At 62.1% G+C, this 13166-nt stretch carries 12 protein-coding genes and 1 pseudogene; 8 read left to right on the plus strand and 5 right to left on the minus strand.

All coding sequences use genetic code 11. From position 1 onward, the window contains the following. The first annotated feature begins 30 nt into the window (after window positions 1–30). Window positions 31–720 carry an isonitrile hydratase gene (gene inhA, locus HX830_RS25930; RefSeq protein WP_152737485.1) on the plus strand — a complete coding sequence of 230 codons (690 nt, stop codon included), beginning with the start codon at window positions 31–33 and terminating at the stop codon, window positions 718–720. Here the strand turns inward: inhA and HX830_RS25935 are convergent. From HX830_RS25935 to HX830_RS25945, 3 genes are read right to left on the minus strand one after another with little or no spacing between them, the layout of a single operon-like run. Beyond that, entirely contained in the window at window positions 717–1043 is a 327-nt protein-coding gene (locus tag HX830_RS25935) for an AtuA-related protein (protein WP_177103485.1), read from the minus strand. The two genes, inhA and HX830_RS25935, sit on opposite strands and share 4 nt — an antisense overlap. Beyond that, window positions 1040–2392: an acyclic terpene utilization AtuA family protein gene (locus HX830_RS25940; protein WP_177103487.1), complete on the minus strand. Its 1353-nt coding sequence runs from the start codon at window positions 2390–2392 to the stop codon at window positions 1040–1042. Before HX830_RS25940 ends, HX830_RS25935 begins: the two co-directional genes overlap by 4 nt. A 16-nt stretch (window positions 2393–2408) precedes the next feature. Then, window positions 2409–3701 carry a CitMHS family transporter gene (locus HX830_RS25945; protein WP_177103489.1) on the minus strand — a complete coding sequence of 431 codons (1293 nt, stop codon included), beginning with the start codon at window positions 3699–3701 and terminating at the stop codon, window positions 2409–2411. 114 nt (window positions 3702–3815) lie between these two features. Between HX830_RS25945 and HX830_RS25950 the strand changes: the two genes are divergently transcribed. After that, window positions 3816–4724 carry a LysR family transcriptional regulator gene (locus tag HX830_RS25950; protein WP_177103491.1) on the plus strand — a complete coding sequence of 303 codons (909 nt, stop codon included), beginning with the start codon at window positions 3816–3818 and terminating at the stop codon, window positions 4722–4724. Between the two features lie 17 nt (window positions 4725–4741). Here the strand turns inward: HX830_RS25950 and HX830_RS25955 are convergent, their stop codons facing one another. Continuing rightward, complete coding sequence (locus HX830_RS25955) at window positions 4742–5671, minus strand: LysR family transcriptional regulator (RefSeq protein WP_177103493.1); 930 nt, start codon at window positions 5669–5671, stop codon at window positions 4742–4744. A 380-nt stretch (window positions 5672–6051) separates the two neighbouring features. Between HX830_RS25955 and HX830_RS25960 the strand changes: the two are divergent. From HX830_RS25960 to HX830_RS25980, 5 genes and pseudogenes are all read left to right on the plus strand, one after another. After that, window positions 6052–6915: pseudogene (locus HX830_RS25960) on the plus strand (AMP-binding protein); the annotation flags it as partial. 779 nt (window positions 6916–7694) lie between these two features. Next, entirely contained in the window at window positions 7695–8459 is a 765-nt protein-coding gene (locus HX830_RS25965) for a sulfite exporter TauE/SafE family protein (protein ID WP_103494969.1), read from the plus strand. Window positions 8460–8483: 24 nt separating this feature from the next. Continuing rightward, a complete protein-coding gene (locus tag HX830_RS25970) occupies window positions 8484–8963 on the plus strand; it encodes a YbaK/prolyl-tRNA synthetase associated domain-containing protein (protein WP_152737476.1) in 480 nt (159 codons plus the stop codon). A gap of 126 nt (window positions 8964–9089) precedes the next feature. Then, window positions 9090–9662 carry a GNAT family N-acetyltransferase gene (locus tag HX830_RS25975; RefSeq protein ID WP_177103550.1) on the plus strand — a complete coding sequence of 191 codons (573 nt, stop codon included), beginning with the start codon at window positions 9090–9092 and terminating at the stop codon, window positions 9660–9662. Between the two features lie 334 nt (window positions 9663–9996). Continuing rightward, the gene (locus HX830_RS25980) at window positions 9997–11193 is read left to right on the plus strand and encodes a DUF2252 family protein (protein ID WP_177103495.1); all 1197 of its coding nucleotides are present in this window, start codon (window positions 9997–9999) and stop codon (window positions 11191–11193) included. Window positions 11194–11220: 27 nt separating this feature from the next. Here the strand turns inward: HX830_RS25980 and HX830_RS25985 are convergent, their stop codons facing one another. Beyond that, a complete protein-coding gene (locus HX830_RS25985; RefSeq protein ID WP_177103497.1) occupies window positions 11221–12093 on the minus strand; it encodes an undecaprenyl-diphosphate phosphatase in 873 nt (290 codons plus the stop codon). 723 nt (window positions 12094–12816) lie between these two features. On the opposite strand from HX830_RS25985, the gene HX830_RS25990 reads away from it, so the two are divergent. Next, complete coding sequence (locus tag HX830_RS25990) at window positions 12817–13140, plus strand: YXWGXW repeat-containing protein (RefSeq protein ID WP_103494972.1); 324 nt, start codon at window positions 12817–12819, stop codon at window positions 13138–13140. Window positions 13141–13166: the final 26 nt, after the last annotated feature.

Raw genomic sequence — 13166 nt, forward strand, 5'->3', positions numbered from 1 at the left:
CCGTTTATCCACTTCCAAGGAGCTATCGCCATGACGCTGCATATCGGCTTTCTGTTGTTCCCCAAAGTCCAACAGCTGGACCTTACCGGCCCCTACGACGTCCTGTTCTCGCTGCCGGATGCGCGGATCCACCTGATCTGGAAAGACCTGGCCCCCGTCACCTCCAGTACCGGCCTGGTCTTTACGCCGACGACGACGTTCGAAGACTGTCCGCCCCTGGACGTGATCTGCATTCCGGGCGGTGCCGGGGTAGGCCCCTTGATGGAAGATGCCGAGACCCTCTCGTTCATCGTCCGACAGGCCGCCCAGGCACGCTATATCACCTCGGTCTGCACCGGTTCCCTGGTACTGGGTGCCGCCGGGCTGTTGCAAGGTCGCAAGGCCACCACGCACTGGGCCTATCACGACCTGCTGGCGCCTCTCGGTGCCATCCCCGTGAAAGACCGTGTGGTACGTGACGGCAACCTGCTGACCGGCGGCGGCATCACCGCCGGGATCGATTTTGCCCTGACCCTGGTCGCCGAACTGGTGGGGGCACAAGAGGCCCAGGCGATCCAGTTGCAGCTGGAATACGCACCGGCACCGCCGTTCAACGCCGGCAGCCCGGAGACGGCGCCCGCGGACGTGCTGGCCATTGCCCTGCAGCGGGTGGCGGAACCGCAAAAGCAGCGCGCTCTGATCACCGAACGTGTCGCCCGGCGTTTGCAACAAGCGGGTTAATCGCGCTCCCACGGCAGATCCAGCAATGCCGAGCCCAGGCTCTTGCCGTGGGCATCCAGCGCCAGGGAGCGGGTCACTCCGCCACGGAGGATGCCCGGCAAGACGAAATTCAAGGCCCGCACCCCCGGTACTGCATAACGCCGTACCGGTCCGGCTGCCGGATCGAGCAAGGGCGCAAAGTAGTCCGCCACCCGTTCGGCCGTCAGCCATTCGCATAACCCGGGGTAGTCCTCGGCCCGATAAGCGATCACCGAGATATTCGAGGTGTCGCCTTTGTCGCCGGTGCGCGAATGGGCAAAGGCGCGCAATTCAAGACCACTCATGAGCGTTCCTCCAGATGTACCGTAGCCGTCAGGTTTTCCCGTGGCAGCAGCAGCGACGCCACCGCTACCACCTGCCGCACACTCTTGCTTGCGCCACCACCGCCGGACGGACCGTTGGTGTACAGCGTCTCTACTTCATTACCGACACGCAGCGCATCGGCCCGATCGACACAACGCGCCGCCACCCGCAAGCGCACTTCCCAGGGTTCACCCTGCCCTCGCGCACTCAGCGCTTCGCCATACAGGGCATCAACGCCGATCAGTTCCGCACGGACCTCTTCAGTTTTCACACCGATGATTTCCAGGCGCTGCAAGACAATCTCCCGCGCCAGCCGTGCCCGGGACAAGGCGCCCGGACCACCGTAGGACATCTGCCCTTCACCGATCCAACCGTCCAGGTAACCGACCGAGACCTTCAGCATCTCCGGACGCTGGCGCCCGCTCGCCCCCTGCACGCCGACCCGGTCCGCGCCCTCTTCGACAAAACTCACGCCCTGAAAATCCGCCGTGACATCCGGCGTCAGGTAGGCCGCCGGGTCATGCACCTCATAGAGCAACTGCTCCGTGCAAGTCGCCGCGTCCACCCGGCCGCCGCTACCCACAACCTTGGTAATGGTCGCCCGGCCCTCGGCATCCACTTCCGCCAGGGGAAAGCCCAGGCGCGCCAGGTCCGGCACCTCCTTGACGCCCGGGTCGGCAAAGTAACCGCCGGTGATCTGCCCCGCGCACTCCAGAAGATGGCCGATCAGGGTGCCACGGCCCAGGCGCGGCCAATCGTCCGCCGCCCAGCCGAACTCGAAGCACTGCGGCGCGAGAAACAACGATGGATCGGCCACCCGGCCGGTGATCACCACATCGGCATCGGCCGCCAGGGCCTGGACAATACCTTCCGCCCCCAGATAGGCATTGGCAGAGACCAGTCGCTCGCCCAACTGCTCGACCCGCAGACCGTTGTCCAGCCAACGGCTCGGTTCGGCACGCAGCACCTCAAGCACGTCGTCACCGGTCACCGCGGCAATCTTGAGCCCGGGCAAACCCAGCTCGATGGCGATCCGCCGGACCTCCCGCGCGGCGGCCAGGGGATTGGCCGCGCCCATATTGGTGATGATCCGCAGGCGCCGCCCAGCGCCGCCGACGAAGGGCAGCACGCGCTCCATCCGCTCACGCAACAAGGGGTCGTAACCGCCCTCGGGATCACTGAGCCGGGCCTGTTGTGCCAGGGCAATGGTCCGTTCGGCCAGGCACTCGAACACCAGGTAATCCAGCTCGCCCTTGGCCGCCAGTTCCACCGCCGGTTCAATGCGGTCGCCCGAATAGCCGGCACCGGAGCCGATACGCAAGGTTTTCATCGCAAGGTCCCTCCTATCAAAAGATGCCCAGAAGCAACGCCGTCAGGGTCATCAACACCGAGGCGGCGAGCAGGAAAGGAATGGTGAAACGCTGGTGATCGGCCAGTTCGATCTTGCACAGGCCCACCAGCAGAAAGGTCGCGGGGGTCAGCGGGCTGACCGGAAAACCGGTGGTATGCACCCCCAGCAAGGACGCCTGGGCCACCTGCAACGGCTCCACCCCCAAGGCCTTGCCGACCTCGGCGATCACCGGCATCACGCCGAAATAAAAGGAGTCCGGATCGAACAACAGGCTCAGCGGCATCGACAGGAAACCCACCACTGCCGGAATCAGCTTGCCGTGGCCGGCCGGGATCTGCGCCACCGCCACTTCGGCCATGGCCTTGAGCATGCCGGTGCCCTGCATGATGCCGGTAAAGACCCCGGCCGCCAGGAGAATACTGGCCATGGTCAGGGCGGTCTTGGCATGGGCGTCGATGCGAGCACGCTGGGCGTCGACATTCGGATAGTTGAGGCACAGCGCAACCACGGTGCCGAGCATGAACATCACCACCGGGTCGACCCAACCGGCGATCATCACCGCCATCACCAGCACCGTCAGCAACAGGTTGGCCCAGAACAGGCGTGGACGCCGCAGGGCTTCTTCATCCGCACTGATCACCCGGCTCGGCACGCTGCCCATGGCCAGACCCGCGCCCAGACCCAGACGTCGTTCTTCACGCCGGCCCAACCACCAGGCACAGGCGAAGACAAACAGCAGACCGACGATCTGCACCGGAATCAACGGCTGGAACAGGTCCGCCACCGGCACGTGCAAGGCTGCCGACGAACGCAGCACCGGGCCGGTCCAGGGCAGGAAATTCACCCCGGCGGCCATCGCCGCGACACAGGCCAGGATCCGTCGGTCAATGCCCAGTCGCGTATAGAGCGGCAACATCGCCGGGATGGTCACCAGAAAGGTCACCGCCCCGGAACCGTCCAGGTGCACCAGCAATGCCAGCAAGGCGGTGCCCATGACAATCCGCGTGGGCCGCGTGCCCACCGTGCGCAGGATGCGATCGATGATCGGGTCGAGCATGCCGGCATCCGTCATCACCCCGAAAAACAGGATGGCGAACACGAACATGCCCACCACCGGGGCGACGTTCTTGATGCCGGTGACGATAAAGGCACTGGTTTGCAGACCGAAACCACCGAGCAGCGCGGCAATGATCGGCAAGGCAATCAGCGCGACCAGGGGCGAGAGACGCTTGCTCATGACAGCCGCAAGCAGACAGACGATGGTGATGACACCCAACGTGGCGAGCATGGGAAGACTCCGGGGCCGCTCAAGGGCGGACAGTTATTGTTTTCCCCAGAGTATTGGAACGCGGTTAAGCTTTGTAAATTGGAATGTTCACTGCCATGCATTCGGAAAAACAGAATGAAAAACGCCGTCCAGCATATCCGCGCCTTTCTGACGGTCGCCCAGACCGGTAGCTTCGCCCGCGCCGCCACCTTACTGCACCTGTCGCCCTCGGCGCTGACGGTGCAGGTCCAGCAGTTGGAAGAGTGGCTCGGCGTCACCCTGCTGGAACGCAGCCCGCGCCAGGTCAGCCTGACCGGCGCCGGCCAGCAGGCCCGTGGCCCCATGGAGAAACTGTTGCTGGATTTGGACAATATCGTCAGTGGCTCCCGCGACCTGGCCAGCCTGCAACGGGGCGTGGTGACCCTGGCCGCCTTGCCGTCGATCTGCTCGGGCGCCCTGCCGCCGCTGCTCAAACAGTTTCGCCAGGCTTATCCCGGTATCGAAATCCGCCTGCGGGACGTGGTCGCCCAGCGTATCGACAGCCTGGTACGGGAGAACGAAGTGGACTTCGGACTGGGCGTACGGGCTCGGCTCAATCATGGCCTGGACTTCGAAGTGGTCATGGTCGATCGCTTGTGCCTGTTCCTGCCCGACGAACACCTGCTGGCGCGCAAGACAAGCGTCAGTCTGCCGGACTTGAGCGGCCAGCCGATGATCCTCACCGGACGCGACAGCAGCGTGCGCGAACGGGTCGAGCAACTGTTCGACGAACAAGGTTTGACACTGGTCCCGGGGCTGGAAGCCAACTACATGTCCACAGTCCTGGCGTTGGTGCGCCAGGGGTTGGGCATGGCGCTGTTGCCGGAATCGGCGGATGACGGCCTCAGCGGCCTGCAAAAACGCCCCGTGGAACACCCCGGCGTCAGCCGCGAGATCGGCCTGATCAGCCGCAGCGGCCAGCCCCTGTCACCCGCCGCGACGCGCTTCGTCGCCTTGATTCGGGAAGGTTTGGACCCGGCCCGGTTCTTGAGAACCCCTGAATAATTCAAGCAACCCTCGCGCTAGAACGTCAGTGAATGCTTGCGATCCAGGCTTTCGCCAAAGCCGCGAATCACCTCCAGCAGCGACTTCACCCGCAGCGGCAGACTCCCCGCCGGATACACGGCGTGCATCTGCGGGCTCTCGCCACTGCTGGAGGTGAGTTTGTATTCAGGGCAGACCCGGACCAGGCGCCCCCCCTCCACTTCCGGCTCCGCCAGCCAGTCCGCCAGGCGGGCAATGCCGACACCCGCCAGGGCCGCGTGGAACACCGCCGCACCGGAGCTGAAACGAAACTGCGGATGCACCCGAAAGCTGATGGCCTGTTGCTCATTGCGAAAATTCCACTCCTTGAGGATCCGTGGCGCCGTATGCAGGATCAGCGAGTGCGCCTCCAGCGCCTCGATGGAATCCGGTATCCCGCGTCGCTCCAGATACCTGGGGTTGGCGTACAGGTAACGTGAATAACTCCACAGCGGAAAGCCGATCAGGTCACTGGATTGCGGAAACGCGCCGCGAATCGAGAAGTCCAGCTTGCTCTTGGCCGGGTCGATGGTCTCATCGGTGAAAATCACATCGACGTTCACGTTCGGATAACGCTCACAGTACTGCGCGATCAGCTTGGGCAAAACCCCGTGCCCGAGAAACTCGGGGGCGGAAAAGCGAATCCAGCCGTGGGCTAGGCCGCTGAGACCGGCCAGGTCTTCATCCGCCTCACGTTGCAGATCCAGCATTTTATAAGCGTGGGGCAAGAAGTGTTCACCCGCTTCGGTCAGGCTCACCGCATTCGACGAACGATTGAACAGCTTGACCCCGGCACTTTCCTCCAGTGCCTGCACAGCACGGGTCAAAGAGCTGGGAGAGCGTCCCAGGACACGGGCCGCAGCGACGAAGCTACGTTTGCGCGCCACCGTCGCGAAGGCTTCCAGCTCCCCCAACATGTCCAGGGCCATTCCTCACCTCATTGCACTTTTCACAATATGGTATTGCAACACAAAAAAAGCCCTTCCGTTAGCCTTCCCACTCTCCCCATAGGGATGCAGGTAAAAAAGGAGCATACGGACATGTCAAGGCTGAATGAAACAGTCAGGGAATCTGCTGCCCTGATCAGTGAAGAAATTCATGCATGGCTGGGGAAAAACTCAGTCACTTCGACCCGTCTTGAGATAACGCAGACTCATGTATCACTCGAACAACCCGCTTGTCGCGCCGTCGCTGCGCCTAACCGGCGAGCCCACCAGCCTGGGAATCCCGAGTTCGGCCTGGCGTTCAACATGGGCGGGATGGCGATCGCCAACTACGCCTCGGTCCTTCAGGCACGCAGGAGCCGAGCATGAATATCGCCAACTGGCTGGACGCCGCCGGCCAACGTTGCCCGGAACGGCCGGCCTTGTTCGAAGGGCAGCGGCAAGTTGCCAACTATGGTGCCTTTGCCGCCCTGGTCCGGTATCGCGCGGCGTACCTGATGGACGAGCACGGCATTGTCCCCGGCGACCGTATCGCGTTGTTCATGGAGAACTGTTGCGAATACCTCGAGCTGCTCTACGCCATCTGGTGGGCCGGGGCGGTAGCGGTGCCGATCAACTGCAAGCTGCATCCCGTCGAGGCCAGCTGGATTGTCGGTAACACCGATGCCCGGCTGATTTTCACCGATGGCGGCCAAGTGTTCGCGCCCGAGAGACTGCCCCTGGGGTGTCAAGAGTTGGATCGAGAAGACATGGGGGCGCTCGCTTCGACCACGGCGCCCCCTGACAGGCCTTGTCCGCGCCAGGCCGATGACCTGGCCTGGTTGTTCTACTCCTGCGGCACCGGCGACGACGCCAAGGGTGTGAGGCTCAGTCATGGCGACCTGACGGCCATGTCACTGCGCTATCCGGCCGATACCGATCCGGTCGGTGCCGATGATGCGGTGGTGTATGCCGCGCCGATGTCTCACTGCGCCGGCCTTTACCATTTGATCCATGTGCGCCGGGCCGCCCGCCATGTCGTTCCCGAGTCCCGTGGTTTCCAGGCCGAAGAGTTGTTTGAGCTGGCGGGCAGGCTGGGGCATATCATTTTGTTCGTGACACCCACCATGTTCAAGCAGATCGTCGAACGGGCCCGCCAGTTGGGTCATGGTGGTGAGGGTATCAAGACCATCGTCTATGACGGCGCGCCCATCTACCTGTCGGACTGGATGGAGGCGAAGGCGCTGTACCCGTGGTTGAAGGCGAGCGCAAATGATCCCTCCTCCCCCTGAAGAGCGTTTTCACGGATAGCCACGCCAGCCACAGCACGCAGTTGCAGGAGCCGTATGGAAGCCGAAGAAAGTCGCCAGCAACCATTTTTAAATAGCCTGTGGAGAGGCGCTTAAGTATATTGGCACCTCTCATATTGAGAAGCCCGCACGGAAATGCAGGCAAATATCAGCAAAAGGACGTGTCAACGCTGAACAAGATAGTAATGGCAGGGCCCCTGAAGTGGCGATGATCTTCAGGGCTCGACAACTGCCAGCCAAAACCTACGACTTGGTGCCGGAAATCGAGCACCTGGCGGTTATGACCGGGGCGCCGCTCTCCGTGCTGCCGGCCTCCTTCGAAGAAGAATTGTCGCCCCGCCGCTTCGCCATCCGCCGACCGACCTCCGTCGGTACACAGGGTAATGTGCTGGAAAACGTTCCCCTGATGTACAGAAGCGTCAGCATTATCCTGTATTGCCGGCTGCAACAAGGCCGGTGTCGCCACGACCTGCGACCACACGCAGTTTGTCCTGCCACTATTTGCCGCCGCCAACCATCCCGATGTCATTCACCCGATTCTGCAGCCACCGGGGGACATGCTGATCTTCAAGAACCAGCAGGCCCTGAATGCCCGGGACGACTTCCCCTCCGCTACGATTGCCACGACCGCTGGATGCTCCGCATCTATAAGGTCAACGACCCGATACACGAGGTGCCGCTGGTCCCTCACCAACCTTTCATCATCAGAGCCTGATTCCATGGTCGATATTGTCATCCTTTGTGTATTCGCCTTCGCCGCCGGCCTGATCGATGCGGCGGTGGGCGGCGGCGGACTGATCCAGGTACCCGCGTTGTTCAACGTGCTGCCCACGACACAACCGGTGGCGTTGCTGGGCACCAACAAGTTCGCGGCCGCCTGCGGTACCGTATTCGCGGCCCGGTCCTTCGTACGCAAGGTGGTGATCGACTGGAGGCTGGTGGTCCCCGCCGCGTGCGCGGCTTTTGCCATGGCCTTCTTTGGTGCAGCCACAGTCTCCTCCGTGCCCCAGTCGGTGATCCGTCCGACGGTGCTGGTGCTGATCGTGCTGATGGCGATCTACACCTTCTGGAAGAAGGACTTCGGCGCCCTGCACAAACCCATGCACATCGGCACCAAGGAAAAACTGCTGGCGATCGTAATCGGCGGGGCCATTGGCTTCTACGACGGATTGTTCGGCCCCGGGACCGGTAGTTTCCTGATCTTCCTGTTTATCCGCTGCTTCGCCTTCGACTTCCTGCAAGCCTCGGCGTCGGCCAAGGTGGTGAACATCGCGACCAACGTCGCGGCGCTGATCTTCTTCATTCCAACCGGCAACGTGCTCTACCTGATCGCCATCCCCATGGCCGTCTTCAACATCCTCGGTGCGCTGACCGGCACCTGGCTGGCGGTGCATAAAGGCGTACCCTTTGTCCGGGCGCTGTTCCTGGTGCTGCTGGTGATCCTGATCAGCAAACTGTCCTACGACCTGATTCTGCAAACCTGATCCTGTAAACCCGAGGAAAACTCCATGTATCCGATGTTCGATCGCCTGGTGGCGCTACTCGATGCCCGCGCCGCCTCCTACCGGGTGTTGATGCACGATGCCGAGGGCCAGTCGGCGCGGGTCGCCGAAATCCGTGGCACCGAGCCGGGCCAGGGTGCCAAGGCCATGCTCTGCTCGCTCAAGGGCCAGGCCGAACCCTATGCCCTGGTGATATTGCCGGGGGACCAGAAGCTCGACATGAAGAAAGTCGGGGCGGCCCTGGGCGGAAAAAAAGCTGAACTGGTGAAAGCCGAAACCGCCATGGAACTGACCGGCTGCCGGATCGGTGCCATTCCGCCTTTCGTCTTCGATGAGCGGATTCAATTGATCGTCGATCCGGCCCTGACCACCCGCTACGGCGAGATCGCCTTTAATGCCGGCCGCCTGGATGCCTCGATGGTGCTCGATACGCAAGACTACCTGGCGATTGCCCAGCCGCAGTTGCTCGACGTGAGCCAGGCCTGAGCCCACGGCGGCATTGGTCTGCCCGTTTTAACCCGCAATGGCCCTTGCAAACCCGATCCCGGCTACCTTGTAATGCTCGCTGAAACCCGCACCGCGAGCGCCTGCCCCGTGAAAAACCTGCAATTGCTGCAATCCCTTGAAGGCGAGCGCTTGCTGCTGCGCCCACTCCAGGCCGACGACGCCGACGCCCTGGTGGCGGCCGCCCGGGACGGCGAACTGTGGAACCTGCCCTTTACCGTCATACCAGGGCCTGACACCGTCGGGTCCTACCTGCACAAAGCCCTCACGGGGCGGGAAGCCGGGACCGTGATGCCCTTTGTCATCGTGATCAAGGCCACCGGCGAAGTGATCGGCTCGACGCGCTTCTGGAAGATCGATCGCCAGTACCGCAAGCTGGAAATCGGCAGTTCCTGGATCTCGACCCGCTGGCAGAGAAGCTTCGTCAATACCGAGGCCAAGTACCTGATGCTGCGTCACGCCTTCGAGGTGCTCGATTGCGTGCGCGTGCAGTTCACCACCGACGAGATCAACGAAAAATCCCGCGCGGCAATCCTGCGCCTGGGCGCCAAGCAGGAAGGCATCGTACGTAATGAACGGATCATGCCGGACGGACGCAAGCGCAATTCCGTACGCTTTAGCATCATTGACGAAGAGTGGCCCGATGTTCGCCTGGGGCTGGAAAAAAACCTGCATCTATAGCCCTTTCGCGGCCTTCGACGGAGCCCGGGACGATAATGAAAAAATTTTCAGGGGCGGCCGAAAAAACAGCCCGTTATTCACATACAAACCATTGAAAATATTAGATTTTATTCTTTAACGAATAAAACTTCTTTCACTGTGAACAAGGCCCGGGCTGTTTATATTTCTACCTGCTTCTTTGGTGAAACCTCTTATTGGCCCGCGCTCTTTGCGGGCCTTTTTTTGCCTGAAAAACGAGGAAAATCATCGGGGCAGGGATCGAACGCCTCAACGCAGCGGTCTAGGCTTTATACGAAATGAGTATCGCCTTCTCACCAGCACGAAGAGCCCACCCTTGAAACCACCACGCCCTGCCGACCGCACCACCCTGCTCTCCAACCTGCGTAACGAAAAAATGGCCCGCTCGGCCCACGCCTATGTCCGTGGCAGTACGGTCCAGTTCTATGAGTGGTTGCACAGCCAGCGCGGCAGACGCTTGCCCCATGGCCCCAACGTGTGGATCTGCGGCGATTGCCACGCCGGCAACCTGGGCCCCACGGGTGACCGTCGTGGTGGTATCGATATCCATATCCGCGACCTGGACCAGACGGTGATCGGCAATCCCGCCCACGACCTGGTGCGCCTGGCCCTGTCCCTGGCGACCGCCGCGCGCGGTTCGGACCTGCCCGGCGTGACCACCGCGCGCATGCTCGAAGAAATGATGGTGGGCTACGAACAGGCCCTGCTGGACGAGACCGACCATACGCCCGAACGCCCGTCACAGGTCAAGGCCGGCCTGCGGGACGCGGTCAAGCGCACCTGGAAAAACCTGGCCCGTGAGCGCATGGAGAACACCAAACTGACGCTGCCGATGGGCCGGCATTTCTGGCCGATGTCCCGCAACGAAAAAGCCGAGATCGAGGCCTTGTGTGCCGGCGAAGAGATCCAGACGCTGGTGACCTCGCTCAAGGGGCGTCCCAAGGATGCCAGTGTCGAACTGCTCGACTGTGCCTATTGGGTCAAGGGTTGCAGTTCGCTGGGGCTGCTGCGCTACGCCGTGCTGCTGGGTGTCGGCGGGCATGACGAGCAGGATTATTGCCTGATCGACGTCAAGGAGGCCGTTGCGGCCGCGGCCCCCCGTGGTGCCCACGTGCAGATGCCACGGGACAATGCGCGGCGGGTGGTCGAGGGAGCACGCCACCTTTCACCCGGTCTGGGCGAGCGGATGATCGCCACCCGTTTTCTCGACCATGGGATGTTCATTCGTGAGCTGCTGCCCCAGGACCTCAAGCTCGAACTGGACACCCTCAATGAAACCGACGCCATGCACGCAGCGGGTTATCTGGCCCGGGTGATCGGTATCGCCCATGCCCGGCAGATGGATGAGGCGACGCGCAAAAGCTGGCGGGCGGAGCTGCAGCTCAATCGCTCGAAAACCCTCGATGCGCCGTCCTGGTTATGGACCAGCGTCGTACAACTGGTGGGCAGCCATGAGCAAGGGTATCTGGAACATTGCCGACGCCATGCGCTGGCGACGGCAAAAAAAGCGTAGCCCGCAGGCTACGCTCGGGAGGGTCGATTACGACAGAAAACCGGTGCTGACGCCGACGAGGAGGAAAATCCCCAGCGCCGCGCGATAGATCACGAACGGCCAGGTGGAGAAGCGTTCCAGGAAGCGCATCAGGCCCCAGATCGCGCAGAACGCCGAGACGCTGGCGACCACCAAGCCGAACAGCAGATGGCTCCAGGCCTCCGCCGGGATCTGCGCATGGTGCAACGTCAGCAACTCCTTGAGCCCGGCCAGCGCAATCGCCGGCAAGCCCAGCAGGAAGGAAAACCGCGCGGCCTCTTCACGCTTGAAGTTGAGGAACAGGGCCGCGGTCAGTGTCGAGCCGGAACGGGAAACACCCGGGATCAGGGCGCCGACCTGGGCGATACCGACGATCAGCGCATCGCGCAGGCGCATCTGGCCCACCACCCGCTGATGGCGGGCACTGAACTCGGACACCGCCATCAACACCGCCATCACCAGGCAGGAAATACCGATCACTGTCAGCCCGCGCAGGGGCGAGTCGCAGGCATTGAGTGTCGATGACAAGGCCAGGCCGGCGATCCCGATGGGGATGGTCGCCAGGATGATCGCCACCGCCAGCTTGAACCACGAGCTGTTGTAGTCGCCCTGGCGCACGGCGCCGATACTGCCACCGACCACATCGCGCACATCACGCCAGAAATAACTGACCACTGCCGCCAGCGCAGCCAATTGCATCGCGGCCGAAAAAGCCGAGCCCGGATCCTGCCAACCCAGCACCGCCGGCACGATGCGCATATGCGCCGTGGAGGAGATAGGGAGCAATTCCGTGATGCCCTGGATGATACCCAGGATGCCGATTTGCAGATAATTCAGCGAAGCGAAGCCAATATCGAGGCCGCTGGAGCAGACGTTAGACAAAATAATTTCCCGGAATAAGGCTAATTTCCCACCGCTCTCCAAGAAGCGCGGCGCAGACCTGTGAAGCTTAGACAGCTGCGGGAATGATGGCCCTGTTTTTTATGATTTTCCAGTCTCAGCAAAGCCTAAAACGCAAGCTGGGAATTACTTCATTTTATGACAAGCCAACAGAGCACCCCGTAGGAACCAGCTTGCTGGCGATGGTATCGACGCGGTCTCCGGTCAAACCGCGTCACCTGAATCGCCGGCAAGCCGGCTCCTACGGGGTCTGTGGTGTGTTCGAGGCGCCGCTGCTTAAACGGTCGCCGCCGTGGGCGCGGTGACCGGCGCCACATACCCGTACCGCCAGCAGCAATGATCCCGATGACCCGGCAAGATCACACAACCGCTCAGACTCAGCAGCAACACAGCTGCACCCAACAGTGAAAGGCGACGTGACATGGTGGTTTCCTCAGGAGGTTCAATAGGTAAAGCCGCTCAACCCACAGGGCCAAGGCACCTGCCGATTGCTACGGTTACCGGTTGAACGTGATGACGACGACCAATCCGTCGCTGCCCTCGAACAATTTCATCAAGTGCCCGCCTTCCCTACGCAATACTGCCCTCGCCCCCCTCGGAATGTATCGATAAAAAAATGATTTTTTCTCGCGACGGATTTTCCCGGCACCTATCGTTCAACTCATCAGCAGCGTTCACTTTCGTACGCAGCCTGAAGGAGTTGTCATGAAACCTACACGACCCCTGGCCAAATTGCGCCATGCCCTCCTGCTGATCCCGCTGGCGTTCGCCGCGCTGACCAGTACGCCGAGCTTTGCTCAGACCGAAGTCATCATTCGTGAAGCGCCACCACCGATGCGTGTCGAGGCCGAGCCCATGGGGCGCCCCGGCTACGTCTGGGACCGTGGGCACTGGCGCTGGGAAGGTCGGGGTTACGTCTGGTTCCCTGGCCACTGGCAGCCCGTGATGCGCAATGCGCGCTGGGAACCGGGCCACTGGGAACCCCGTGGACCTAACTGGCGCTGGGTCGAAGGACACTGGATCCGCTGACCTGCGGGCCGGACGACGCTACTGAG

It is taken from the genome of Pseudomonas gingeri (assembly GCF_013385425.1).
Taxonomy (GTDB): domain Bacteria; phylum Pseudomonadota; class Gammaproteobacteria; order Pseudomonadales; family Pseudomonadaceae; genus Aquipseudomonas; species Aquipseudomonas gingeri_D.

Bases quoted from the DNA above. Each gene is read 5' to 3' on its own strand.
- inhA (WP_152737485.1), top strand. From the start codon at position 31: ATGACGCTGCATATCGGCTTTCTGTTGTTCCCCAAAGTCCAACAGCTG.
- HX830_RS25935 (WP_177103485.1), bottom strand. From the start codon at position 1,043: ATGAGTGGTCTTGAATTGCGCGCCTTTGCCCATTCGCGCACCGGCGAC.
- HX830_RS25950 (WP_177103491.1), top strand. From the start codon at position 3,816: ATGAAAAACGCCGTCCAGCATATCCGCGCCTTTCTGACGGTCGCCCAG.
- HX830_RS25990 (WP_103494972.1), top strand. From the start codon at position 12,817: ATGAAACCTACACGACCCCTGGCCAAATTGCGCCATGCCCTCCTGCTG.
- HX830_RS25965 (WP_103494969.1), top strand. From the start codon at position 7,695: ATGGTCGATATTGTCATCCTTTGTGTATTCGCCTTCGCCGCCGGCCTG.
- HX830_RS25945 (WP_177103489.1), bottom strand. From the start codon at position 3,701: ATGCTCGCCACGTTGGGTGTCATCACCATCGTCTGTCTGCTTGCGGCT.
- HX830_RS25955 (WP_177103493.1), bottom strand. From the start codon at position 5,671: ATGGCCCTGGACATGTTGGGGGAGCTGGAAGCCTTCGCGACGGTGGCG.
- HX830_RS25970 (WP_152737476.1), top strand. From the start codon at position 8,484: ATGTATCCGATGTTCGATCGCCTGGTGGCGCTACTCGATGCCCGCGCC.
- HX830_RS25940 (WP_177103487.1), bottom strand. From the start codon at position 2,392: ATGAAAACCTTGCGTATCGGCTCCGGTGCCGGCTATTCGGGCGACCGC.